This is a genomic window from [Clostridium] scindens (assembly GCF_019597925.1).
Classification (GTDB): domain Bacteria; phylum Bacillota; class Clostridia; order Lachnospirales; family Lachnospiraceae; genus Clostridium_AP.
In genome coordinates this window covers 3356946-3380312 of record NZ_CP080442.1, presented here as the reverse complement: position 1 = coordinate 3380312, position 23367 = coordinate 3356946, and the positions used below count along the sequence as shown (strand labels likewise).

Annotated in this window: 26 protein-coding genes; 17 read left to right on the top strand and 9 right to left on the bottom strand. The window is 49.9% G+C overall.

Going from position 1 to position 23367, the window contains the following annotated elements; translation table 11 throughout:
• The first annotated feature begins 5 nt into the window (after positions 1 to 5).
• Positions 6 to 299 (top strand): hypothetical protein, encoded by a 294-nt coding sequence (locus K0036_RS16175; protein WP_220430179.1) that lies wholly within the window; start codon positions 6 to 8, stop codon positions 297 to 299.
• Here the strand turns inward: K0036_RS16175 and K0036_RS16170 are convergent.
• Both K0036_RS16170 and K0036_RS16165 read right to left on the bottom strand, forming a co-directional pair.
• On the bottom strand, positions 296 to 820 hold the full coding sequence (locus K0036_RS16170) for a flavin reductase (protein ID WP_220430178.1): 525 nt from the start codon (positions 818 to 820) through the stop codon (positions 296 to 298). The two genes, K0036_RS16175 and K0036_RS16170, sit on opposite strands and share 4 nt — an antisense overlap.
• A 16-nt stretch (positions 821 to 836) precedes the next feature.
• On the bottom strand, positions 837 to 1616 hold the full coding sequence (locus K0036_RS16165; RefSeq protein WP_044955164.1) for an SDR family NAD(P)-dependent oxidoreductase: 780 nt from the start codon (positions 1614 to 1616) through the stop codon (positions 837 to 839).
• A gap of 135 nt (positions 1617 to 1751) precedes the next feature.
• Here K0036_RS16165 and K0036_RS16160 point away from each other — a divergent pair, with 135 nt between their 5' ends.
• Positions 1752 to 2453 (top strand): FadR/GntR family transcriptional regulator, encoded by a 702-nt coding sequence (locus K0036_RS16160; RefSeq protein ID WP_025642037.1) that lies wholly within the window; start codon positions 1752 to 1754, stop codon positions 2451 to 2453.
• A gap of 67 nt (positions 2454 to 2520) precedes the next feature.
• Here K0036_RS16160 and K0036_RS16155 read toward each other — a convergent pair whose 3' ends face one another.
• The 4 genes from K0036_RS16155 to K0036_RS16140 all read right to left on the bottom strand — a co-directional run bounded on the left by K0036_RS16155 (position 2521) and on the right by K0036_RS16140 (position 6960).
• Positions 2521 to 3858 (bottom strand): GntP family permease, encoded by a 1338-nt coding sequence (locus K0036_RS16155; protein WP_025642038.1) that lies wholly within the window; start codon positions 3856 to 3858, stop codon positions 2521 to 2523.
• Between the two features lie 34 nt (positions 3859 to 3892).
• Positions 3893 to 4879, bottom strand: coding sequence for a ketol-acid reductoisomerase (gene ilvC / locus K0036_RS16150; RefSeq protein ID WP_220430177.1), 987 nt, complete (start codon positions 4877 to 4879; stop codon positions 3893 to 3895).
• A gap of 270 nt (positions 4880 to 5149) precedes the next feature.
• Entirely contained in the window at positions 5150 to 6079 is a 930-nt protein-coding gene (locus K0036_RS16145) for a DMT family transporter (RefSeq protein ID WP_025642040.1), read from the bottom strand.
• Positions 6076 to 6960 carry a helix-turn-helix domain-containing protein gene (locus K0036_RS16140; RefSeq protein WP_220430176.1) on the bottom strand — a complete coding sequence of 295 codons (885 nt, stop codon included), beginning with the start codon at positions 6958 to 6960 and terminating at the stop codon, positions 6076 to 6078. Before K0036_RS16140 ends, K0036_RS16145 begins: the two co-directional genes overlap by 4 nt.
• Positions 6961 to 7194: 234 nt before the next feature.
• On the opposite strand from K0036_RS16140, the gene K0036_RS16135 reads away from it, so the two are divergent.
• A complete protein-coding gene (locus K0036_RS16135) occupies positions 7195 to 8091 on the top strand; it encodes a DMT family transporter (protein WP_259283329.1) in 897 nt (298 codons plus the stop codon).
• Between the two features lie 18 nt (positions 8092 to 8109).
• Here the strand turns inward: K0036_RS16135 and lepB are convergent, their stop codons facing one another.
• Positions 8110 to 8637, bottom strand: a complete 528-nt coding sequence (gene lepB / locus K0036_RS16130) for a signal peptidase I (protein ID WP_220430175.1) — start codon at positions 8635 to 8637, stop codon at positions 8110 to 8112.
• 271 nt (positions 8638 to 8908) lie between these two features.
• Between lepB and K0036_RS16125 the strand changes: the two genes are divergently transcribed.
• From K0036_RS16125 to K0036_RS16060, 14 genes are all read left to right on the top strand, one after another.
• Entirely contained in the window at positions 8909 to 9895 is a 987-nt protein-coding gene (locus K0036_RS16125; RefSeq protein ID WP_220430174.1) for a beta-ketoacyl-ACP synthase III, read from the top strand.
• 58 nt (positions 9896 to 9953) lie between these two features.
• Entirely contained in the window at positions 9954 to 10181 is a 228-nt protein-coding gene (gene acpP / locus K0036_RS16120; RefSeq protein WP_220430173.1) for an acyl carrier protein, read from the top strand.
• A gap of 22 nt (positions 10182 to 10203) precedes the next feature.
• The gene (gene fabK, locus K0036_RS16115; protein ID WP_173694491.1) at positions 10204 to 11142 is read left to right on the top strand and encodes an enoyl-[acyl-carrier-protein] reductase FabK; all 939 of its coding nucleotides are present in this window, start codon (positions 10204 to 10206) and stop codon (positions 11140 to 11142) included.
• Complete coding sequence (gene fabD / locus K0036_RS16110; RefSeq protein ID WP_025642052.1) at positions 11135 to 12055, top strand: ACP S-malonyltransferase; 921 nt, start codon at positions 11135 to 11137, stop codon at positions 12053 to 12055. The genes fabK and fabD overlap by 8 nt, the downstream gene beginning before the upstream one ends.
• Positions 12049 to 12789 carry a 3-oxoacyl-[acyl-carrier-protein] reductase gene (fabG, locus tag K0036_RS16105; RefSeq protein ID WP_220430172.1) on the top strand — a complete coding sequence of 247 codons (741 nt, stop codon included), beginning with the start codon at positions 12049 to 12051 and terminating at the stop codon, positions 12787 to 12789. The genes fabD and fabG overlap by 7 nt, the downstream gene beginning before the upstream one ends.
• A gap of 13 nt (positions 12790 to 12802) precedes the next feature.
• Entirely contained in the window at positions 12803 to 14041 is a 1239-nt protein-coding gene (gene fabF, locus K0036_RS16100; RefSeq protein WP_220430171.1) for a beta-ketoacyl-ACP synthase II, read from the top strand.
• 29 nt (positions 14042 to 14070) lie between these two features.
• A complete protein-coding gene (gene accB / locus K0036_RS16095; RefSeq protein ID WP_173694499.1) occupies positions 14071 to 14556 on the top strand; it encodes an acetyl-CoA carboxylase biotin carboxyl carrier protein in 486 nt (161 codons plus the stop codon).
• Between the two features lie 125 nt (positions 14557 to 14681).
• On the top strand, positions 14682 to 15110 hold the full coding sequence (gene fabZ, locus K0036_RS16090; protein ID WP_220430170.1) for a 3-hydroxyacyl-ACP dehydratase FabZ: 429 nt from the start codon (positions 14682 to 14684) through the stop codon (positions 15108 to 15110).
• Between the two features lie 9 nt (positions 15111 to 15119).
• Positions 15120 to 16454, top strand: a complete 1335-nt coding sequence (locus K0036_RS16085) for an acetyl-CoA carboxylase biotin carboxylase subunit (RefSeq protein ID WP_025642061.1) — start codon at positions 15120 to 15122, stop codon at positions 16452 to 16454.
• 12 nt (positions 16455 to 16466) lie between these two features.
• Positions 16467 to 18230, top strand: coding sequence for an acetyl-CoA carboxylase carboxyltransferase subunit alpha (locus K0036_RS16080; RefSeq protein ID WP_220430169.1), 1764 nt, complete (start codon positions 16467 to 16469; stop codon positions 18228 to 18230).
• A 10-nt stretch (positions 18231 to 18240) separates the two neighbouring features.
• Positions 18241 to 19308: an NAD(P)H-dependent flavin oxidoreductase gene (locus K0036_RS16075; protein WP_220430168.1), complete on the top strand. Its 1068-nt coding sequence runs from the start codon at positions 18241 to 18243 to the stop codon at positions 19306 to 19308.
• Positions 19309 to 19351: 43 nt separating this feature from the next.
• A complete protein-coding gene (locus tag K0036_RS16070) occupies positions 19352 to 19807 on the top strand; it encodes a MarR family winged helix-turn-helix transcriptional regulator (RefSeq protein WP_004607369.1) in 456 nt (151 codons plus the stop codon).
• Positions 19808 to 19998: 191 nt separating this feature from the next.
• Entirely contained in the window at positions 19999 to 20652 is a 654-nt protein-coding gene (locus tag K0036_RS16065; protein WP_025642064.1) for an HAD family hydrolase, read from the top strand.
• 48 nt (positions 20653 to 20700) lie between these two features.
• Entirely contained in the window at positions 20701 to 21429 is a 729-nt protein-coding gene (locus K0036_RS16060; RefSeq protein WP_025642066.1) for an NAD-dependent protein deacylase, read from the top strand.
• A gap of 4 nt (positions 21430 to 21433) precedes the next feature.
• Here the strand turns inward: K0036_RS16060 and K0036_RS16055 are convergent, their stop codons facing one another.
• The gene (locus K0036_RS16055; protein ID WP_220430167.1) at positions 21434 to 22033 is read right to left on the bottom strand and encodes a putative ABC transporter permease; all 600 of its coding nucleotides are present in this window, start codon (positions 22031 to 22033) and stop codon (positions 21434 to 21436) included.
• Positions 22034 to 22133: 100 nt separating this feature from the next.
• A complete protein-coding gene (hydF, locus tag K0036_RS16050; RefSeq protein WP_220430166.1) occupies positions 22134 to 23354 on the bottom strand; it encodes a [FeFe] hydrogenase H-cluster maturation GTPase HydF in 1221 nt (406 codons plus the stop codon).
• Positions 23355 to 23367 lie beyond the last annotated feature (13 nt).

Genomic DNA, 23367 nt, shown 5'->3' with positions numbered 1-23367 from the left:
CTGTCATGAAAAAAATAACACCTGCATCAGTAGCTGCATTTTTACTGGCCTTTGTACCTTGGACGATCCTGCTGGTCCGTACGCAGGAATGGGCCTTAAAGTCCCCGGCGGCAGAGATTACCATCGGCATATACAGCGTGGAGATCATGCTGGCATTCCTGTACTGCCTGATTCTCTATACAAAGAAAAAGCATAAGGACGTGCTGGCCAGCATCGGGCTGGTGGCAAATGGACTCTATGCCGTGGGGATACTGGGATTAATTGGGATAAACATACCGGGATGGCTGGGAAATATCTAGTGATCCGGCAGGCATGTGTCTTTGGCCAATACCTGGATGACTTCGTACACATACATTTCGTGGTAGTCCTGTTCGGGGTAGCAGCGGGAGTCATTGTCTTTGGCGTAGAACAATTTGGGGTCGAACCACTGGGAATACTGCTTTCTCCCGATGATAACCAGCTCGGCCTCAGCGACCGCTGTTGTCCCATATCCGTAATAAGGATGAAGATTGGATAATTTCCATTTATCCACCTCTTTGCCGGAAGTCGTCCCGCAGATTTTTAAGGCATTTTTATAGGTCTCCGGCAAAAACGACAGAGTAGCCAGGTCACAAGCATCTACGAATTGTTTGGTATAACGTTGAGGCCGGATGTAGATCTGAAACATGTATTTCCGCCAAAGGACGCCGAACATGCCCCAGGAGGCCGTCATCAGGTTGCTGGCAGTCTCATCTCCGGCAGCGATAAGCATCCATTGGTCTTTCATCTTGGTGAAAGGATTCAAAGACAATGATTCAATGGAGATTTCATGTAGGTTCATTATGATTCACCTCCTGTTAGATGATGGTATATCCTCCGTCAATGTAAATGGTCTGCCCGGTAATGTAGGAAGCGGCATCCGAACTGAGGTAGACGGCCATGCCGGCAAGATCCTGGTCAGGATTTCCAAAACGTTTTTGGGGAATATGGCTTAACATTTCCTGCTTTATCGTTTTATCTTCAAAAAGCACCTTGGTTAGTTCAGTCTCAAAGAAGCCGGGAGCAATCGCGTTGACCAGGATTCCATATTGCGCCCATTCTGCGGCTAGCGCTTTTGTCATCTGCATGATGCCGGCTTTTGCGGAGACGTAGGATACAATATCCGGCCTTGCCACGATCTTTGAATTGACGGAGGCAATATTGATAATCCTGCCGGGTATGCTGTTTTTTATCATGTGACGCGCCGCTGCCTGACAGGTGAAAAAACTGCCTTTTAACTGGATATCCTGGACGGTGTCCCAATCCTGGCGCGAGTATTGGAGCGCTGGCTTACGGATATTGATTCCCGCGCTGTTGACAAGGATATGGATCTTGCCTGCTCTTTCTTCTGCCTTTGCGATCATTTCGTCAATGCTGTCCTGAATGGTTATATCCACCGGGAGACCATAAGCGGTTCCGCCAGTATCTTCTGCTATGGAAGAAGCCGCATGGTCGCATTTTTCCTTTTTGCGTCCGGCAACGAATACACTGGCCCCTGCCTCGGCAAGCCCGGTCGCGATTCCTTTTCCAAGGCCCCCGCAGGCGCCTATGACGATTGCGTTTTTTCCTTCTAAAGAGAATAGATTAAGTATGCTCATGTTGTCATCCTTTCTTAATGTTATATGATGGTCAATAATAAGGTGTCCTTGCATCCTCCGTCCGTAAACTTGTGGTATTATAATATCAATTATGATAAAATAAATGCACAGACGATAGAGGAGGAATGATATTCTATGAACACGAATGAAACTTGGCTGATGCCGGTATCAAAAAAGACTCTGAGCAGAGTGGTCACGGACAAGATTACAGAAGCACTTGCCAATGGGCAGCTAAAGCCTGGAGATTATCTGCCGTCAGAGGGCCAGCTTGCCGAGAACCTGAACGTGGGGAAATCCAGCGTCCGGGAGGCCACGAAGATGCTGGAGGCAGTAGGGGTCGTAGAAATCATAAAAGGACGCGGCTGCCGCATAAGGACCACCATCGACTCGGATGCGCTGAATCCGCTGGCATATCAGTTGATTCTGCAGAGCAACACAAGCCACGAGAAACTGGTAGAATTCCGCAGGGTTATTGAAAGCACGGTCAGCTGTCTGGCAGTAAAAACCATTTCCAAGGAAGAGGTTTCAAGATTAAAGAACATTTGCCTCAACATGGAAGAGAATATGTCCCATGACGTCAATAATCTGGAATTAGATATTGAATTTCATAAGATCATATATTCCTCTACCCAGAATCCCTTTTTTGCCTGTATTGGGACTGCGATCATGACCCTTTTTAAACCATCCATCGCGATTTCAAACAAAAAGCATCCGGAAGTCGTATTAGCGAATCATAAAAAGATCTTGGAAGCTTTTGAGCATGAAAGCGAGGAGGACATGGCAGATGCCATCCGGGAGTCCATCAGCAAGTGGGAGACATTGTCGCTGCAGGATTAAGAGTAAGGCCAGTTGGAGCCGGCAGAACGTGTAATGCGTAATGCCAGCTCTTTCTTTTATGATACAGCTAGTGCGTGAACAATGCCGCAATAATGCAGACAATGATAGTGAATAGGGCGATAAACGCGCCGCCTATAGTATAGGACTTCAGGCCTCCCTTTACCGTATATCCGGACATATTCGTGACAACCCAGAAGCCGCTGTCATTCACATGGCCTATGCTGATTCCGCCTGCCAGGCAGGCGAGAGCGATAAATACCGGGTGAAGAGAGGTGAGGCCGGCAAAGCCTGCCATGATATTCATAGTTGTTATAGATGCCACGGTACCGGAGCCTAGAGCAATGCGGAACACTACCGCAAGCCCGAAGGCTACCAGAACGATCATGATGGGAGAAGAACCTACGCTCTGAAATGTCTCTGCCAGCTTGTCGGCAAATCCGGTCGCGCTGATCACGGCGCCGAAGGAGCCGCCAGCACCGGTTATCAGAAGTACGATACCAGAAGAGGCCACAGCCTGGTTGGCGAACTCTTCCATCTTTCCTTTTAAAGCACGTCTTGATACCAAGTATGCCGCCAGGGTTCCAAGAAGCATGGCGATCGTTTTGTCGCTGATGAAGGAGATGGCTTTAGATTCTACTCCAAGGGCCGTGCTTATGGTGCTTAACAGGATGCAGATAACCGGGAGAAGAAGAGGAAGCAGTGCAAGCGCAAAAGATGGCGCATTCTCGGGTACAGGCTTTTGATCCGCTACATCAACGAGTCCTGTCTCATCGGCTTCTTTATTCCAGAAGCCTTTATCCAGCATCTTAAAGTAGATAAACATGCCGCCCATGCACGCAAACAGGCAGACGGCCGCGCCGACTCCAAGCATGATGCCCAAATCAAAGTGAAAGATGGACGCTGCAGCCAGGGGATTGGGAGTTGGCGGTACAAGCGTGTGTGCTCCGGCGGCACAGATCGTGATTGCGCCGATTGTATATGGCAGCGGCTTTTTCAGCGTTTTGCTTACTTCAATCGCAAGTGGTACAAGAATGATAAATGTAATATCAAAGAATACTGGTATTGCCAGAAGGAACGCGGCGAATCCAAGGGCATATAACGCATATTTTTCTCCGGCCTTCTTTACCAGCGTCTCGGCAATGATACGCGCGCCTCCGCTTTCTTCCAGCAGCTTGCCCAGTATGACGCCCAGGCCGATCGGCAATCCGATGCCGGCCAAAAGATTTCCAAATCCTGTCCCTATGTTAGATACCGTTTCCACCAGTCCCAGATTGCATCCGATGCCCATAATAAGGCTGCCAAAGATCAGCCCTATGACGGGATTCAGTTTCAACTTGATAATAGATGCCAAGATCACGAGAATTGCAATGATCAGCCACAAGATAATTTTAGCGATGTCTGACATGGCTTTACCTCCTTTCGTAGTTTTTATCAGCAGATTATTTTAATTTTTCAAATAAGCGGGCTTCGGCCTGGGATAATTCATTATTCACAGCCTTAGCGCTTAAGTCTTTCAATGTAGCAAGATCCTTTTCTTTCTGTTCTTTTTCCCATTCCTGGGCAAAGACTCCATTTCGTATCCTGTCATACCTATCCTTTAAAAATTCTCTGATTTGGGTAGGATCATATAGTTCATAACTGACCAGCTGGCCATACTGGCTTGTGTGGGAATGGAATGGAAGCTGCTTGAACAGTCCCATCTCCGCAGCCTTCTCCATCATATACATGGGCTCTTTCGAGACATATTCTTCCATCAAAACGGCTTCTTCCGGGTGCCCCATTTTCACATGAAGCTTAAATGCCTCGTTAAATACATGGTAGATGATTGGCCAGATTCCCTGCTCCGTCATCAGATCCAGGCAGGTCTCATCATCGAACTTCACTTCAATCGCGCCCTTCTTGGTCGCGCCGATTGCCTTGCAGAGCGCTTTTCCATATTCAAGAGCCATCCCTGAGGCATCCTGCGCTACCCCTACAAATGCAGGAGAGCCTTCGCCCCGTACGTATAGTTCCCGGACGCCGTCGCCGATCATTCGCGGGGCGGCCATCACCACATCTACAAATTTCGGCGGGACAATCTTATGGAAGGTAATATTGTAAGCAGAAGCGAAATTAATAATATTTCCTTCCTCTAATCCAGGAACGATAGATTCCTCAAAAATCTTCGGCGCAAATTCATCTGGAAGAAGCATGAAGATGATATCTGCCTTTTTACATGCATCCGCGATCGGAAATACTTCAAACCCATCTTCGATTGCCTGTTCATAAGAGCCATCTTCCCGACTGCCGATAATGATCTTCTTCACGCCGGAATCCCTCATGTTCAATGCCTGGGCACGGCCTTGATTGCCGTATCCGATGATTGCCACCACTTTGTCTGTTACCAATTCAAGATTTGCATCCTGGTCATAATAAATGTTAGCCATATTTTTTCCTCCTTTTGACTTTTAGACATCTGGATATCAGGTCATCTGATGTCTTGGTTTATGCCATCATATTACTTTGAAGTGAACGGGATGTCAATAATTTTCAGATAAATATATTTTATTTGTGCATATTTGCTAATAATGAAATGTGAAATATGTGAATAGTGTATTGGGAAGGGAGAGGAGAATATAAAAATCCTGGAAGAAAAATAAAATCTTCCAGGATTTTTATATTTATTATGGAATGTTTATCTTTGAAATGCGGCATGATCATGCATTCTCTGCATTGCAAGCCGAGTCTATGGCAGGGCGTCTCTTCTCGGAGAGGAATAATCCAATCAGGGTCAGCAGGATGCCAAGAGCGGCGATCCAGGTAATCTTTTCGTGGAGGATCAGCACGGAAGTGACCGTGGTGATGACCGGAACCAGATAGATATATACGCTGGTCTTAACCGCTCCCAAGGCCTTGACCGCAACATTCCAGGTCACGAAGCATAGGGCGGAGGCGCCGAAGCCAAGGAAAGCGAGATTCAGGAAGTTCTGCGCCTGCGTGATCTGAGCGAAAGTAATCTGGAAATCTGAGGCCGCCACAAATGGAATCATAAAGACGATTCCATAGAAAAAGGTTCTTCTGGTGGTCAGGATCGTATCGTACCCCAGGGAGCTGATCTTCTTGGTGATGGTGGAGTAGGCTGCCCAGATCAGCGCCGCCGCGACCGCCAGGAAATCGCCCATGGGATTCAGTTCCAGCTCGGATACACCTGTGAAGCTGATCAGGCAGATGCCGATGATCGCGATCACGAAGCCCAGGTAGAATCTGGGGGAAGGCCGCTTATCCTTCAGAAAGATGCAGCCAAACAGCGCGGTAAAGAAGGGGGCGATAGAGATGATGACCCCTACGTTGGATGCAAGCGTGAAGGTAAGCGCCACATTTTCACACAGATAATATAAGGTGATTCCGCACAGCCCCGCGGCGGCAAAGTACCATTCTTCTTTTCTGGCAGCAGGCGCAAGCCTCTTGGGGCGCACAAGCCACAGCGCCAGGTAGCCGATTAGAAACCGGACGAAGAGTATTTCAATGGGGGTGAAAGTGCGAAGAAGCACCTTTGTGGAAATAAAGGTGGTTCCCCAGATGAGGATGGTGATAAAAGCGGCAATATGGCCGGTGCGTCCGGCCGAGTGGCTTGAGTGGCGGTTCATGATAAGTCTCCTTTTCTGTCTGAAATTGTGTCTTTATTTGTAGTTTCATTTGTATCTGCGGTAGTTGTAAAGATTCTCTGATATTGCTTTGGCGTAAGGCCGATAAACTCTTTAAAATAGTTGGTAAAGTGACTTTGGTCTGAGAATCCTGTCATGGCTGCAGCCTCTATGGGCGGCACGCCCTGCTCCAGCAGCTTCTTCGAGCGGTCCAGGCGGATCGTCTGGAGATAGCGGTAAGGGGAAACTCCTGTCTGACGGGTAAAGGAACGCAGCAGATAGGATTTCCCATATCCGCACATGTCAAGCAGGGAGTCCAGCGTAATGTTTTCCGCGAAATGCGCTTCCATATAACTGCATAACTTTTGAATCTGACGGTCAGGCTCGGCTCTGGATGCTTCGCAGGCCGGTACGCTGTACTCGGTAAGGAGCTGCTCCAAAAGGAAGAAGAAGGCTTCCTCCTTCTCCATTGCAGGCGCCTGGTTCAGGATCGCATCATATACCTTGGAAAGCGCCGGGGTGATGTCACTTTGCCAAAGCACTGTGCTGGAAAAATGGGGCAGATATCTCTCCCCTGTAATCTCATAGGCGGCCTGTCCCATGATATCGACATCAATATTCAGCGCCCTGTAATCAAGATGCTCCCCGTTGAGAGGGGCGCAGTAATGATTGTCTCTGGGATTGAAAAGTATCAGGTCTCCGGCCTTCAGATCATATTCTTCATTCTTGCACCAAAGATGGCGGCATCCGCCTTCCACGAAGCCGATGACATAGCATTCATGGAAATGGTTAGGGAATTTCTGGACGATTCCAATCAGATTGTAAGCCTCTATTTTAAGATCCGGGTCATAATAGATATGACGCTGCTCTTGCTGGTGTAACATAATCTTCCTCCTTGCAATTCGATGCGCCATAGGGGCACACCATCCATCAGATATTAAGTTTAACAGAGAAAAGGGAGAATGTCTTGAAAAATGTTACACTAAAGTAAAAAGAAAGAGGCTGCAAGCTTGCTTTGGGAAAAGAAGATAGAAGAGAGGGAGAAAAAATGATTGAAAATAATTCCCTTTTTTGTAAAAATAAGAACAGAAAAAAATATGCAGATTAGCGAGGAGAAAATGAGCAGAGAAGAAAATACAAATCAAATGGGTGAAAAAATAGCAGCAAATAAGCAGGATGTAATATTTCTGCATATTGCAGTCATGCTGTTCGGACTGGACGGAGTAGTCGCGCAGTTCGTGAAGGTCCCGGCAATCATGGTGGCATTGGGAAGAGTAATCAGTTCTTCTTTGATGCTGCTTGTCATAGTCTTGGTGAAAAAAGATAAGTTACGGCTGAATTGCGGGAAAGATTATGTGCTGATTATCTTGACCGGTATCGTGATGGCAGTACATTGGACCACATTTTTTCAGTCTATCAAGGTATCGACGGTCGCGATCGGGGCAATCACATTTTCTACATTTCCGTTGTTCCTGACATTTTTGGAGCCGTTGGTCTTCCACGAAAGAATATGCACGGGAAATATCGTGAAAACCATCCTGCTTTTGGCTGGCGTGATGATAACCATCCCTGAGTTTTCCCTGGATAATGATATGACGGTAGGAATCATGTGGGGGATGATATGCAGCCTGACCTATGCAGTCATGACGCTGGCGAACCGGTATTTTTCCGAGCGCTATGTGGGGCGGGTCATATGCCTATATGAACAGGGGACCGCAGCAGTGGTTCTTCTTCCGTCACTTCTGTGGGTACAAGCACAATGGCGCCCTACAGACATTCTGGGCGTGGCGTTTACCGGAATTATATGTACGGCTTTCGCCTATTCCCTGTATGTTACGGCGCAAAAAGGAGTGAAGGCACAGACCGCCGGAATTATCTCGGGGATGGAGACGGTATATGGAATCCTATATGCGCTCATTTTCCTGGGCGAAGTGCCTGCTATCAGGGAAATTGTCGGCGGAGTCGTGATACTTGGCGTTGCCCTTTGCTCATCCATTTGGATAAAAGAAACATAGATTTTTTCCATTTGCATACTACTCCAGGATGCGGGGATGTGGAAAGTAACAGAATTCGGCCTTTCCAATAATGGCATCAAGGCTTACATATTTGTTCTTCCAGAAGCGGGAATCCCAGGAATTATTGCGGTTATCGCCCATCATAAAGTAGCAGCCTTCGGGGACGGTAAAAGGTCCAAAGTCCTCATTGATTACCTGATCCGTATAGTCCGGATCAAGAGGCGCGCCATCAATATATACGACGCCGTCCTTTCCCTTAATAGTCTCCCCGGGAAGTCCGATAATACGCTTCAGATACTGGCTGGTCCCGTCATCTGGTAAGATAAAACTGACAATATCACCGCGTTTAGGACTGTCAAACTTGTAGGAAAGGCGATTGATGATAATCCGGTCTCCGGTCATAACAGTGGTCTCCATAGAACCGGTGGGTACGCTGGCATTGGCGATAAGACAAGTATTTACGGTGATGGCAATTGCAAGGGCAGTGAAGAATATTTTTGTGATATCCAGGATTTCTGTGAGAAATTTACGGTTCTTTTCATTCATGGCGCAAACTCCTTTTCAATGATTGAGTTGAGTGATTGTGGTTTAAATATATAATATAGGTGGGGGAATGTCAATTTGGACACGTAACACTTTTCACTTTTGCACGTAACATTTTTGAAAAATGTTACGTGCAAAAGTGAAAAGTGTTACGTGTCCTGTTATTTATTTGTCGAAATATTTTGATGATCAAAGTACTTGACAAACGAAAAGAATGGCTATATACTTTGAAAGTCAAAATAATCTACAATCAAAATAAATCAGAGGAACTCATATGACTGGAATAATATATGGCACGGGGGCATGTACGCCATCGTACATAATGGACAACAACGATATTGCCAAACTGGTGGAGACTAGCGACGAATGGATACAGGAGCGGACCGGGGTCGCGAAGCGGCACATCATTACAGAGGAGACGACGGTATCCATGGCTGTGCAGGCCGGGCGCCGGGCGCTTGAGAATGCGGGCATCTCCCCGGAGGAGGTGGATCTGATTCTGGTGGCGACCATTTCATCGAATGTGGTTCTCCCTTGTACCGCATGCCAGGTGCAAAAAGAACTGGGCGCCATCCACGCTACCTGCTTTGACCTGGGCGGGGCGGCATGCACGGGGTTCGTGCTTGCTTATAATACGGCAACGGCCTATCTCGCAGGCGGGGTATATAAGACTGCGCTGGTGATTGGAAGCGAGAGCCTGTCCAACCTGACCAACTGGAAGGACCGGGGAACCTGCATCCTGTTTGGAGACGGAGCCGGAGCCGCCGTAGTAAAGGCGGGGGAGGACAGATATTATCTTCCGGTGACCCATTCGGAAGGGAGCAAGGGAGACGCGCTTACTTGCAAGAGCAGATATCAGGGCAATGGCCTGACTTCTGAGATCAATCTGGAAGAAATGGTAGACGATGAGCATTTTATGCAGATGGATGGCCAGGCGGTATTCAAGTTCGCCGTCAAGAAGGTGCCGGAAGTCATCCGGGAAGTGCTGGAAGCAAATGAAATAGAGCAGGAGGATGTGGATTACTACATTCTTCACCAGGCCAACCAAAGAATCGTGGAAGCCGTGGCAAAACGGCTGAAGGAGCCGATTGAGAAGTTCCCCATGAATCTTCGAGAATACGGCAATACCTCATCCGCCAGCATACCGATCCTTCTGGATGAATTGAATCGAAAAGGAATCCTGAAGTCAGGCCAGAAGATCGTGATGGCAGGATTCGGCGCGGGGCTTACCTGGGGCGCAAGCATTCTTGACTGGAAATAAATTGGCAAATGCCAGTTTATATATATGAATTAAGCATTGAAAAAGGAGAACAAATAGTATGTTAGACAAAATCAAAGAAATGGTAGCAGAAAATTTAGGAGTAGACGCAGCGACAATTACAGAGGAATCTTCCTTTAAAGATGATCTGGGCGCAGATTCCCTGGACTTGTTTGAATTAGTCATGGCGTTGGAAGAAGAATTTGGAATCGAGATTCCGACGGAAGATCTGGAACAGATTGCGACAGTAGGAGACGTTATCAAATACATCAACAATCACAAAGAATAAGAAAAGAAGCGGGGTTTTAAATATGCAGACAGAAGTAACCAAATTATTAGGAATCGAATATCCGATCATTCAGGGCGGCATGGCATGGGTTGCCGAATATCATCTGGCGGCAGGCGTATCAAACGCTGGCGGCCTTGGCCTTATCGGCGCGGCGAGCGCGCCTGCTGACTGGGTAAGAGAGCAGGTTCGTGAAGCAAAGAAGCTGACAGATAAGCCATTTGGCGTAAACATCATGCTTATGAGTCCTTACGCGGATGAGGTGGCAAAGGTTATCGTAGAAGAAGGCGTCAAAGTGGTGACGACCGGAGCCGGCAATCCTGAGAAATACATGAAAATGTGGAAAGATGCGGGAGTAAAAGTGATTCCCGTGGTTGCTTCTGTCGCCCTCGCCAAACGTATGGAGCGCTGCGGAGCAGATGCTCTTGTAGCGGAAGGCTGCGAGGCAGGCGGGCATATTGGTGAGAATACCACCATGGTACTGGTACCGCAGATCGTGGACGCGGTAAGCATTCCGGTGATCGCCGCAGGCGGGATCGCGGATGGACGCGGAATTGCGGCGGCATTCATGCTGGGCGCAAAGGGAGTGCAGATGGGCACCCATTTCGTAGTAACAGATGAATCACAGGTTCATGACAACTACAAAGAACGAATTATAAAGGCGAAGGATATTGATTCCAGAGTAACAGGAAGAACCACAGGACATCCGGTCCGTGCCCTTCGCAATGAAATGACGAAGAAATATATGGAACTTGAAAATAAGGGCGCAAGCTTTGAAGAATTAGAACATCTTACGCTTGGCGGACTTCGCAAGGCCGTCGTGGACGGTGACGTGAAGAACGGAAGCGTGATGGCAGGGCAGATTGCAGGCATGGTTAAGGAAAGAATGTCCTGTAAGGAACTGATTGGCAAATTAGTGGAAGAGACGGATGCAATGATTAAAGGAGCAGGTTTTTATGAGTAAGATCGCATTTATCTATCCGGGCCAGGGCGCCCAGAAAGCCGGCATGGGCGCGGATTTTTATGAGAACAGCGCGATTGCCGGCAAGATGTTTGACAAGGCGGGGGAAGTCCTTCAACTGGATATGAAGGCGCTCTGCTTTGAGGAAAATGATAAGCTTGACGTTACAGAATATACGCAGGCAGCACTGGTCACCACCTGCCTTGCCATGACGAGGGTCGCAGAAGACAAAGGGCTTAAGCCGGATATCACGGCAGGACTCAGCCTTGGCGAGTACTGCGCGATTGCGGCCGCAGGCGGGATGGACGATATGGATGCCATTCGGCTGGTGCGAAAGAGAGGCATCCTGATGCAAAATACCGTGCCAGCAGGCGAGGGAGCCATGTGCGCGGTGATGGCAATGGATGCGTCAGCCATTGAAAAGGTAATTGAAACGATCGACGGCGTGACCATTGCGAATTATAACTGCCCGGGCCAGATTGTAATCACAGGCCGCACAGAGGCGGTTGGCATAGCGGCAGAGAAGTTGAAAGAAGCAGGCGCAAAACGCGCGATCATGCTGAATGTCAGCGGGCCATTTCATTCCCCGCTTCTTAAGAAGGCCGGAGAAGAACTGGCGGAAGAACTTAAGAATACTGCATTACATACGCTTCAGATTCCGTATGTAACGAATGTGACGGCTGAGAAAGTAGACGACATTTCCGCGACCCGGGAACTTCTGGCAGAACAGGTCAGTTCTCCGGTGCGCTGGATGCAGAGCATGGAGAACATGATCGCAGATGGCGTGGACACCTTTGTGGAAATAGGGCCAGGCCGCACGCTGGCAGGATTTATGAAGAAAATTAACCGTGATGTGAAAGTCTATAACATTTCCGCATGGGAGGATATAGAGAAAGTAGTAGGTGAATTATGTTAGAAGGAAAAGTGGCAGTGATAACAGGGGCTTCCCGGGGGATTGGAAAAGCGATCGCATGTAAGCTTGCCTCTATGGGGGCGACCGTTATCATTAACTATAATGGCTCCAAAGACAAGGCAGAAGAAGTGAAGGCAGAGATTGAAGGCGCGCAGGGAAAGGCCGCAGTATACCAGTGCAATATTTCCGATTATGGGAAATGCGAGTCATTTATCCAGGAGGTTATCAAGACTTATGGAAGCATTGATATCCTGGTTAACAATGCGGGAATTACGAGGGATGGCCTTCTGATGAAGATGTCGGAGGAGGATTTCGACCAAGTGATTGACACCAACTTAAAAGGCGCGTTTAACACCATCCGTTTTGCGTCCCGCCAGATGCTCAGACAAAGAAGCGGGCGCATCATCAACATGTCCTCCGTCGTGGGCGTAAGCGGAAATGCGGGCCAGGCAAACTATGCTGCATCCAAGGCCGGCGTAATCGGCCTTACCAAAGCGGCTGCCAGGGAACTGGCTTCCCGTGGCATTACGGTAAATGCCATCGCGCCGGGATTCATTGACACGGACATGACGGAAGTACTTCCGGATAAGGTAAAAGAGGCCTGCGTAAGCCAGATTCCTCTTGGAACATTCGGAAAGCCTGAGCAGGTAGCGCAGGCAGTGGCATTCCTGGCATCGGAAGATGCAAGCTATATCACAGGACAGGTGCTTCACGTAGACGGCGGCATGGCAATGTAAAGGAGACACAGGTATGAAAAGAAGAGTTGTTGTAACCGGACTTGGAGCAATTACGCCGATTGGCAATTCGGTGGAAGAGTTCTGGAATGGGATCAAAGAAGGAAAAGTTGGAATCGGAGAGATTACCAGATTCGATACCACAGATTATAAAGTAAAACTGGCAGCAGAGGTCAAAGACTTCGTGGCAAAAGAGCGGATGGACTTCAAAGCGGCAAAGCGGATGGAATTATTTTCCCAGTATGCGGTGGCTGCCGCAAAGGAAGCTTATGAAGACGCCGGACTTGAGATTGAAAAGGAAGACGCATTCCGTGCAGGAGTGATCGTGGGCTCTGGAATCGGAAGCCTGCAGACGGTGGAGCGGGAATACGAGAAGATTCTGACCAAGGGCCCTTCCCGCGTCAACCCGCTGATGGTGCCTCTGATGATATCCAACATGGCAGCCGGAAACATTTCCATCCAGCTGGGATTCAAGGGGAAATGCACCAATGTGGTGACCGCATGCGCATCCGGTACGAACTGTATTGGTGACGCATTCCGCGCTATTCAGTATGGAGATGCGGATATCATGGTGGCAGGCGGAACGGAAAGCTGCATCTGCCCTACCGGAGTGGCCGGATTCACAAGCCTGACCGCATTATCCGCCAGCCAGGATCCGAAGCGGGCCTCCATCCCATTTGACAAGGACAGGAACGGCTTCGTATTGGGCGAAGGCGCTGGCGTGGTGGTATTGGAAGAACTAGAACACGCAAAGGCCAGAGGCGCAAAAATATATGCGGAATTGGCAGGCTACGGGGCAACGGGAGATGCCTACCACATCACCTCCCCTGCGGAAGATGGAAGCGGGGCGGCCAAAGCCATGTCCCTTGCCATAGAAGAAGGCCAAATAAAGCCTTCCCAGGTAGACTATATCAACGCCCACGGAACCAGTACCCATCACAATGACCTGTACGAGACCAGAGCGATCAAGATCGCCCTTGGAGAAGCAGCCAAGGACGTGGTGGTCAACTCCACGAAATCCATGATCGGGCATCTGCTGGGAGCTGCAGGCGGAGTGGAATTCATTACCTGCGTCAAGACCATCCAGGAGGGATTCATCCACCAGACCGTAGGCAGTGAAGTAGCAGACGAAGAATGCGACCTGAACTATGCCATTGGCGCGCCAGTGGTAAAGGATGTGAACTATGTCCTGACCAATTCCCTGGGATTTGGCGGACACAACGCAACCCTGCTGGTTAAGAAATATGAAGCCTAGAAATGAAGGTTAGAAAGGACTTGAATATGATGGAAATTGAGAATCTTATCAAAATAATCGATGCCGTATCAGAGTCAGAACTGACCGGATTGAAATATGAAGAAGATGACGTGAAGATTCATCTTACCAAGAAACAAGGAAAAGTACAGGTAATATCCGCAGTGCCAGGGGGAACAGAAATCCCTCCGGCAGGCATCTTTGGCGCGAATGCACCTGCCATGGATCATTCCCCGGCAGGCATAGTTACGGCAGGAAATACGGATGCCGGCCAAAAGCCAGAAGGAAACATTGTGGAATCCCCGCTGGTCGGCACCTTCTATGCAGCGCCGTCCGAAGACGCGGATCCATTCGTATCCGTAGGCGATACCGTGAAAAAAGGCCAGACCCTCGCAATCGTAGAAGCCATGAAGCTGATGAACGAAATCGAAAGCGACTATGACGGAACAATTGCGGAGATTTTCGTCGAGAACGGGCAAGCGGTAGAATACGGCCAGCCGCTGTTTCGCATTGGATAAATCAATTTGACGCACCAGTTTTGCAAATTGACACGTAACATTTTTCACTTTGACACGTAACACTTTTGAAAAATGTCACGTGTCAAAGTGAAAAATGTTACGTGCGTATTTATTAAGGAGGCAATATGAACCATTTAGATATCAACCAGATCAAGCAGATCATCCCCCATCGCCACCCGTTCCTTCTCATCGACTACATCGAGGACTACGAGCCGGGGCAGTATGCCGTGGGGTATAAATGCGTATCATACCGCGAGGAGTTCTTCGCGGGCCATTTCCCGCAGGAGCCGGTGATGCCGGGCGTGCTGACGGTGGAGGCGCTGGCGCAGGTGGGCGCGGTCGCCATCTTGAGCATGGAGGCGAACAAGGGAAAGATCGCCTATTTCGGCGGCATCAACAAGTGCAAGTTCAAGGGAAAGATCGTGCCTGGCGACAAGGTTCGCCTGGAGACGAAGATCATCAAGCAGAAAGGCCCTGTGGGCGTGGGCGAGGCAATAGCAAGCGTGGACGGCAAGACGGTCGTAAGCGCAGAGTTGACATTTATGATTGGATAGGTGAGATGCATGATAAAGAAAGTATTAATTGCCAACCGGGGCGAGATTGCGGTGCGTATCATCCGTGCCTGCCGGGAAATGGGTATTGAGACGGTAGCGGTATATTCGGAGGCGGACCGGGAGGCCCTGCATACGAAACTGGCGGACGAGGCGGTCTGCATCGGGCCGGCACCATCAAGCGAGAGTTATCTCAGCATGGACCGCATCATCAGCGCGACCATCGTGACCGGCGCGGATGCCATACATCCGGGATTTGGGTTCCTGTCGGAGAATGCAAAATTCGCGGAGTTGTGCGAGCAGTGCAACATCACCTTTATCGGTCCGGATTCCAAGGTTATCGCAAGGCTTGGAAATAAGCAGGAAGCCAGGAATACCATGGTAGCCGCAGGGGTTCCGGTGATTCCCGGAAGCAAGGAGCCAATCTATGACGCGAAGGAAGGCGCCAGGATCGCGGATGAGGTGGGATATCCGGTCATCGTAAAGGCTGCCCTTGGCGGAGGCGGCAAAGGTATGCGTGTGGCCAATACGCCAGAAGAATTCCAGCAGAGTTTCAATACGGCTCAGAAGGAGACCCAGATGGCCTTTGGCGACAATACCATGTATATCGAGCATTTCGTCCAGCACCCAAGGCATATCGAGTTCCAGATTCTGGCGGATAGCTACGGCAACGTCATCCATCTTGGAGAGCGGGACTGCTCCATCCAGCGGAACCATCAGAAGATGATCGAAGAATCTCCGTCCGTCGCGCTGTCCGAGGAACTTCGTAAGAAGATGGGAGACGCGGCCGTCAAGGCGGCAAAGGCAGCGGGCTATGTAAATGCAGGAACCATAGAATTCCTTCTGGAGAAGAATGGGAACTTCTATTTTATGGAAATGAACACTCGGATCCAGGTAGAGCATCCGGTGACGGAATGGGTGACTGGGATCGATCTGATCAAGGAGCAGATACGTATCGCTTCGGGCAAGAAGTTATCTTACGCCCAGGAAGACGTGCATCTGAGCGGCCACGCCATCGAGTGCAGGATTAACGCGGAGAACCCGGAAAAGGGATTCCGCCCGTCCCCAGGCACCATAACGGATATGTATCTGCCGGGCGGCAAGGGAATCCGCATCGACTCGGCGATCTACAGCGGCTATACCATCCCGCCTTACTATGATTCCATGGTGGCGAAGCTGATCGTATGGGCCAAGAACCGCAATGAGGCCATCCGCAAGATGCAGAGCGCCCTTGGGGAGATCATTATTGAAGGAATAGATACCAACGTAGACTACCAGTATGAGATTCTGAACCACCCGGACTATCTCTCCGGGGATATTGACATTGAATTTATTGAGAAAATGTAAAGGTGACATTCTATGAAATTAGACAACATGTTTAAAAAGACCAGACTTTCTTCTGGCAGGAAAAATTATATTTCTTTGAGTGCTGCGAAGCCGGTAGTTCCGGAAGGGCTTCTGCGCAAATGTAATAAATGCGGCAGCGCCATTATTGCGGAGGATGTGAAAAAGGGCTATTATATCTGCCCCAAATGTGGAGGATATTTCCGTGTCCACGCATACCGCCGCATAGAGATGGTGGCAGATGAAGGCACGTTTGAAGAGTGGGATCAGGGGCTTGCCACCAGGAACCCGCTGGATTACAAAGGATACGAAGAGAAGCTGGAAGTACTTAAGGAAAAAACGGGTCTTGATGAGGCTGTCATTACAGGAAAAGCATGTATTCATGGAACTGAAGTTGCCCTTGGCGTCTGCGACGGACGTTTTCTCATGGCCAGCATGGGCGAAGTGGTGGGCGAGAAGATCGCCCGGGCGGTAGAAAGAGCCACCGAAGAAAAACTTCCGATGATCATCTTCGCATGCTCCGGGGGCGCCAGGATGCAGGAGGGAATCACGTCCCTGATGCAGATGGCCAAGACTTCCGCTGCCCTTAAGCGCCACAGCGACGCAGGGCTTCTCTATATCAGCGTGCTGACGGATCCTACCACCGGAGGCGTGACGGCCAGCTTCGCCATGCTGGGCGACGTGATACTGGCAGAGCCGAAGGCGCTGATTGGATTCGCAGGTCCCAGAGTCATCGAGCAGACCATCGGACAGAAACTGCCGAAGGGGTTCCAGCGTTCCGAGTTCCTTCTGGAGCACGGATTCATCGACGGAATCGTGGAGCGTCCGCAGTTAAGGGAGACGCTGTCCCAGATTCTGAAACTGCATAAGAATGAGGCTGAGACAGCGCATGAAGAAGCATCTATTCTTCAGATCGGATTTATTAAGAAAGAAGCCGGGGAAGCGCAGATAGAGATGGAGGCAGAGGAAGCAGACGCAGCCCTGCCGAACAACAAGGTGGCAAATGCCTGGGACCGGGTGCAGATTTCCCGTATGAAGGACCGTCCGGTAGGCAGCGACTATATCGAAGCACTGTTTACGGATTTCATAGAATTTCACGGAGACAGATATTATGCAGATGACAAGGCGATCATCGGCGGCGTGGCCAGATTCCACGGCAAGCCGGTGACGGTGATCGCCCAGGCCAAGGGAACCAACACCAAGGAGAATATCGAGCGTAATTTCGGAATGCCATCTCCGGACGGCTACCGCAAGGCGTTGAGGCTGATGAAGCAGGCGGAAAAATTCGCCCGTCCGGTCATCTGCTTTGTAGATACGCCAGGAGCGTTCTGCGGCCTGGAAGCAGAGGAGAGGGGCCAGGGAGAGGCCATTGCCAGAAACATCTATGAGATGTCAGGCTTAAAAGTCCCGGTACTTTCCGTGATTATCGGCGAAGGCGGGAGCGGCGGCGCCCTTGCCATGGCAACGGCAGACGAGGTATGGATGCTTGAGAACTCCATCTACTCCATTCTCTCGCCGGAAGGATTTGCCAGCATCCTGTGGAAGGACAGCACTATGGCAAAAGAGGCGGCAGGCGTGATGAAGCTGACGGCAGGAGACCTTAAGCGTCTGGGAATCGTGGAGCAGGTATTCCCGGAGCCGGCTCACTATACCGTGCAGAATCTAAAGAAGGTCATTACGCAGCTGGAGCGGGAGATGGAGCGGTTTTTAATTTCCTATGGAAAACTGTCAGCTGAAGAACTGACGAAGCATAGGTACGATAGATTTCGGAAGATGTAGGAGAAAGAATATGGAAGCAAGACCATTGAAAATGGGGAATATAGAAGCAAAGGTTCCGTTGATACAAGGCGGCATGGGAGTGGGGATCAGCCTGGGCCGCCTCGCTGGAGCAGTTGCGAAAGAGGGCGGCATCGGGATCATCTCTGCCGCTCAGATTGGTTTTATGGAACCGGATTTTGATACGAATACCAAAGAAGCGAATCTAAGAGCCATAAAAAAGGAATACGACAAGGCAAGAGCGATCGCGCCGGATGGAATCATTGGATTCAATATCATGGTAGCCATGCGGCACTATGAAGAGTATGTAAAGGCGGCCATTGAAGCCGGGGCAGATCTCATCATATCCGGCGCGGGGCTTCCCACGGACCTGCCAAGAATCGCGGGCGACAGCCAGACGAAGCTGACCCCCATCGTCTCCACCGATAAGTCCGCCAAGGTGATCCTGAAGTACTGGGGCAGGAAATATAAGAGAATGCCGGATCTTCTGGTCATCGAAGGGCCGAAAGCCGGAGGGCACTTAGGCTTTACCAAAGAGCAGTTGGAATCCTATGACCAGGCAGCCTATGACGCGGAAGTCAGCGTTATCTTAGACACGGTGAAATCCTACGAAGAAGAGTTCCATTGCCAGATTCCGGTGGCGCTTGCCGGTGGGATCGAAAATAAGGCGCAGGCAGAGCATGCATTTTCGCTGGGAGTGGATGCCATACAGGCAGCCACCAGATTCGTAACCACAGAAGAGTGCGATGCACATATCAAGTACAAGGAAGCCTATCTGAACGCGAAAGAAACGGATATCGTCATCGTAAAAAGCCCGGTGGGAATGCCGGGCCGCGCGATCTTGAATCCATTTATGGAAAAAGTCATGGCAGGGGAGCAGATTCCTCACAGTTCCTGCCACGGCTGCCTCCACAAATGCAATCCCAGTGAGATTCCTTACTGCATTACGGATGCTCTCGTACATGCGGCCAGGGGAGAAGTGGATGACGCCCTTCTTTTCTGCGGTGCATACGCCTACAAGGCAGATCACCTGGAAACGGTAAAAGAAGTGATTGATTCTCTGATGCCGGAGAGGGTATAATGTGGATATAACAAGAATCGTCAAGCAGAAAGGGTAGCAGGGAATGGAAAACGCATACGCAACAATCAACAATATTCTGGTGAACCTGATCAACGAGATCTGGGAATTGGAGGAGAAGGCCATTATTACAGAAGAGTTTAAGGATCTTACGAATAATGACATGCACGTCATCGAGGCCATCGGGCTGGGCGATGGCAATAATATGTCCTCCATAGCCAAGAAGCTGAATATTACCGTAGGCTCCCTGACGACGGCCATGAACAGCCTGGTAAATAAGAAATATGTAGAGCGCAGGCGCAGCGAGGAAGACCGCAGGGTGGTATTCGTGAAGCTCACGGACCGGGGCGTGAAGGCGTACCGGCATCACGAAGACTATCACCGCCAGATGACCCGGGCGATCCTGGATAAGTTGGACGAGGCGGAGATTCCCGTGCTGGTGAAGACCTTGGATGCATTATCGGAATTCTTTACCGGCTATAGCAAGAACCGGTCACAATAGCATGACAGCCAGACATTCTAGAGGGTGTCCCCAAACCATGAATTGGAAAGATTCATAGAGGGGCGCCCTCTTAATTATTTTTTAAATACGAAAACGCTGATTTGTCAGAATGTATGGAAAATATGATTGAAATAAGATAGAATAGAACGGTAGAAACGATTATAGTTTACAAGAAAAGGGAGTCATAATTTATGGTACGAGGCGTAATATTTGACATGGACGGCCTGATGTTTGATACAGAACGTCTGGCAACGGTTCTGTGGAACCAGGTAGGCGATGAACTTAGGATTGACATGACGGAGGAGTTCCTGGACAGTTTCCGGGGGCAGAATCCGACGGCGATCCGCAACGCCTTCCTTCAAAGATTTGGACGGGAGTTTGATTTTGACGGCTGCATGGGGCGCAAAGATGAATTGCAGCACCGCTATATCGAGGAAAAAGGCGTTCCTTTAAAAGAAGGCCTGCCGGAACTCCTGGAATATCTGAAGGGACAGGATATCCGTATGGCGGTGGCTACCTCCACCCAGCAGTCGCTGGCTGAGAAGATGCTGAAGATTGCCGGAGTCTATGAGTATTTCGACGCAGTTGCCTATGGAAATAAAGTGAAACGCAGCAAGCCATTTCCGGATATTTTCCAGAAAGCGGCGGAAGATCTGGGCGTGCCAATGAGGGAGTGCCTGGTGCTGGAGGACAGTATATCCGGCGTGCAGGCGGGAAAGGCGGCTGGCGGCTATATTATCCACATTCCGGATGTGGTGGTGGTGCCGGAGGAAGTCAAAGATGGAATTACGGCTGAACTTAGAAGCCTAAGGGATGTCATTGATTGGATAGAACACGCAAATTAGCAGGCTGTATGTGAAAGGATTACAGCAGACATGTCAGGAGGAATTGCCATGTATGAAGAGGAAGTAAGCAAGTTACAGCGGATTATTGATGACAGCGGCAACATCGTGTTTTTTGGGGGCGCAGGCGTATCCACGGAGAGCAATATCCCGGATTTTCGCAGTGCGGACGGGCTCTACCGGCAGCAGTATAAGTACTCCCCGGAACAGATCGTAAGCCACAGTTTCTTTGTGAGCAGGACGGAAGATTTTTATGAATTCTATAAGAACAAAATGATGTTTCTGGATGCGAAGCCCAATCCAGCCCATCTGAAACTGGCGGAACTGGAGGCGGCAGGCAAGCTGACGGCGGTCATCACCCAGAATATTGATGGACTTCACCAGGCGGCGGGAAGCAGGAACGTGCTGGAACTGCACGGGAGCATTCTGCGCAATTACTGCCAGAGATGCGGCAAGTCCTATGATGCGGCCTATGTGAAGAATTCCGAAGGAATTCCCAAGTGCTCCTGTGGAGGCACGATCAAGCCGGATGTGGTGCTGTATGAGGAAAGCCTGGACTCCCGGACGGTGGATAAGAGCATCCGGGCAATCAGCGAGGCGGATACGCTTATCATCGGGGGGACGTCTCTCATCGTGTATCCGGCGGCAGGATTCATTGATTACTTCCGGGGCAGGCACCTGGTGGTGATCAATAAGAGCGCTACCGCAAAAGAAGTAGGAGCGGAACTTACAATTGCGGCACCCATCGGGGAAGTGATGGGCAGGATCGAAGTAAGGTAAACCGCTACCCCGTGATTCCGAATCCCATATTCGGGGACAGGAAGGAACGAATCAGGTCCGCAACAAAGAGGAAGGATAATGCCACGCACAGATACATTTTCGCCTTCTGCGATACGGTTTGAAGCAGGTTGTCGATCTTGGGGGCAATCAGGTAGATGAAGAACAGACCTCCGATGCCGAAGATCAGTAGGCCTTCCAGGCATATCCTGCCCTGGAAGTTAAAGAGCATGTCGCTGTAATCCCACCATCTTTGGCCGAAGAAGAATTCCAGGCCTATGCTGGTAATGTATTCGACGGTTCCGCATAAGAGCATGATGAGTCCCATGGTCATAAGCGGCTGGCTGCGCCATCTTTTTAACAGCATCAGGATCAGGACGCCGCCGGTTCCATAGATGGGAAGCCATGGGCCGAGAAGAAGGCCGCGGTTGATGATCATTCCGTCTTCGATGATGTGGATCAGGACTTCCCAGATCCATCCGGTAAAAGAAAAGAGGAAGAACATCAAGATCAAAGATGTGGCGGAATAAGCACGTTCATAGTTAAGATCCGCAAATGGACTGATGGCAAGTATCTCATTTTTCCTTTCCTCAATATATGCTCTCATAAATAAACCCCCTATACGATAAGACCTGAATGCTTGTTTTCTATGGTCTTATTGTATAGGGGAATTATTAAGTATCCCTTGTTATAATTCTGAAGATTTTCTAAATATAATCTAAAGATGGAAATATGTCAATGCTGCGCTCCAGGATGCCCTGCATATATGCGATGGCCGTTCCGTAATTGGTCATGGGAACGCCGGCATCCTGCGCGCATTTGAGACGGTATTTCATCTCCCGTTCATTCAGCGTGCAGCCGCCACAATGGACGATCAACTGATAGGCCTTTAGTTCCAGTGGGAATTCCGTTCCGCTGGTAAACGTAAAGTTCAATTTCTTGCCAGTATACTCTTGTATCCAGCGGGGCAGCTTTACCGTTCCGATATCTTCACACTGGCGGTGATGGGTGCAGCCTTCCGAGATCAGGACTGTGTCATTCTCCTTCAGAGAATCCAAGTATCTGGCCCCATTTACCACAGTCTTAAGATTCCCCTTATACCTTGCAAATAAGATAGAAAAAGAAGTCAGAGGAATGTCCTGCGCAGTGGCCTTCGAAACCTTGGCAAAGACCTGGCTGTCCGTGATGACCAGAGATGGTTTTTTCCCAAGGGTCTCAAGGGTACGGCTAAGTTCATCTTCCTTGACCACGATGGCCGTGGCATCCGACTCCAGAATATCCCGGATCGTCTGCTGCTGAGGCAGGATGAGGCGGCCCTTGGGGGCAGCCTTATCTATGGGAACCACCAGCACCACGAAATCGGAAGGATGGATCAAATCCCCTACAATGCGGCGGCCGCCGTCCTCGGCGGGGGCAAGGCTTGCAATCAGTTCCTTTAGTTCATGGATGTTCCGGCTGTCAGCGGCGCTGACCCAGATGACGTGCTCATCCGGCTTGCCTGAAAGAGCGGCCTGAGACGCTGCGCCCGGAACGGCCAGGTCAGCCTTGTTCATGACGATCACATAAGGGATCTTCTTATCCTTGATCCGGTCAAGAATAAGAAGGTCTTCGCGGGTCATGCCAGCCGTGCCGTCAACCACCAGGACGGCGATATCCGTCTTGTTAAGCACCTGGTACGCCTTCTGGACTCTTAGCGACCCAAGCGCGCCCTCGTCATCCAGCCCTGGCGTATCGATCATGACGACAGGGCCAAGAGGAAGCAGTTCCATGGCCTTTAGCACAGGGTCGGTGGTGGTGCCCTTGACATCCGATACGATGGCCAGGCTCTGCCCGGTCAGGGCATTGATGATGCTGGATTTCCCGGCGTTACGCCTGCCAAAGATGCCGATGTGTACCCGCTCGGAAGAGGGCGTATTATTTAGACTCATAGTTCATATACCT

Coding starts and splice junctions, on each gene's coding strand:
- K0036_RS16175 (WP_220430179.1), top strand. CDS start 6: ATGAAAAAAATAACACCTGCATCAGTAGCTGCATTTTTACTGGCCTTT.
- K0036_RS16170 (WP_220430178.1), bottom strand. CDS start 820: ATGAACCTACATGAAATCTCCATTGAATCATTGTCTTTGAATCCTTTC.
- K0036_RS16165 (WP_044955164.1), bottom strand. CDS start 1,616: ATGAGCATACTTAATCTATTCTCTTTAGAAGGAAAAAACGCAATCGTC.
- K0036_RS16160 (WP_025642037.1), top strand. CDS start 1,752: ATGAACACGAATGAAACTTGGCTGATGCCGGTATCAAAAAAGACTCTG.
- K0036_RS16155 (WP_025642038.1), bottom strand. CDS start 3,858: ATGTCAGACATCGCTAAAATTATCTTGTGGCTGATCATTGCAATTCTC.
- ilvC (WP_220430177.1), bottom strand. CDS start 4,879: ATGGCTAACATTTATTATGACCAGGATGCAAATCTTGAATTGGTAACA.
- K0036_RS16145 (WP_025642040.1), bottom strand. CDS start 6,079: ATGAACCGCCACTCAAGCCACTCGGCCGGACGCACCGGCCATATTGCC.
- K0036_RS16140 (WP_220430176.1), bottom strand. CDS start 6,960: ATGTTACACCAGCAAGAGCAGCGTCATATCTATTATGACCCGGATCTT.
- K0036_RS16135 (WP_259283329.1), top strand. CDS start 7,195: ATGAGCAGAGAAGAAAATACAAATCAAATGGGTGAAAAAATAGCAGCA.
- lepB (WP_220430175.1), bottom strand. CDS start 8,637: ATGAATGAAAAGAACCGTAAATTTCTCACAGAAATCCTGGATATCACA.
- K0036_RS16125 (WP_220430174.1), top strand. CDS start 8,909: ATGACTGGAATAATATATGGCACGGGGGCATGTACGCCATCGTACATA.
- acpP (WP_220430173.1), top strand. CDS start 9,954: ATGTTAGACAAAATCAAAGAAATGGTAGCAGAAAATTTAGGAGTAGAC.
- fabK (WP_173694491.1), top strand. CDS start 10,204: ATGCAGACAGAAGTAACCAAATTATTAGGAATCGAATATCCGATCATT.
- fabD (WP_025642052.1), top strand. CDS start 11,135: ATGAGTAAGATCGCATTTATCTATCCGGGCCAGGGCGCCCAGAAAGCC.
- fabG (WP_220430172.1), top strand. CDS start 12,049: ATGTTAGAAGGAAAAGTGGCAGTGATAACAGGGGCTTCCCGGGGGATT.
- fabF (WP_220430171.1), top strand. CDS start 12,803: ATGAAAAGAAGAGTTGTTGTAACCGGACTTGGAGCAATTACGCCGATT.
- accB (WP_173694499.1), top strand. CDS start 14,071: ATGGAAATTGAGAATCTTATCAAAATAATCGATGCCGTATCAGAGTCA.
- fabZ (WP_220430170.1), top strand. CDS start 14,682: ATGAACCATTTAGATATCAACCAGATCAAGCAGATCATCCCCCATCGC.
- K0036_RS16085 (WP_025642061.1), top strand. CDS start 15,120: ATGATAAAGAAAGTATTAATTGCCAACCGGGGCGAGATTGCGGTGCGT.
- K0036_RS16080 (WP_220430169.1), top strand. CDS start 16,467: ATGAAATTAGACAACATGTTTAAAAAGACCAGACTTTCTTCTGGCAGG.
- K0036_RS16075 (WP_220430168.1), top strand. CDS start 18,241: ATGGAAGCAAGACCATTGAAAATGGGGAATATAGAAGCAAAGGTTCCG.
- K0036_RS16070 (WP_004607369.1), top strand. CDS start 19,352: ATGGAAAACGCATACGCAACAATCAACAATATTCTGGTGAACCTGATC.
- K0036_RS16065 (WP_025642064.1), top strand. CDS start 19,999: ATGGTACGAGGCGTAATATTTGACATGGACGGCCTGATGTTTGATACA.
- K0036_RS16060 (WP_025642066.1), top strand. CDS start 20,701: ATGTATGAAGAGGAAGTAAGCAAGTTACAGCGGATTATTGATGACAGC.
- K0036_RS16055 (WP_220430167.1), bottom strand. CDS start 22,033: ATGAGAGCATATATTGAGGAAAGGAAAAATGAGATACTTGCCATCAGT.
- hydF (WP_220430166.1), bottom strand. CDS start 23,354: ATGAGTCTAAATAATACGCCCTCTTCCGAGCGGGTACACATCGGCATC.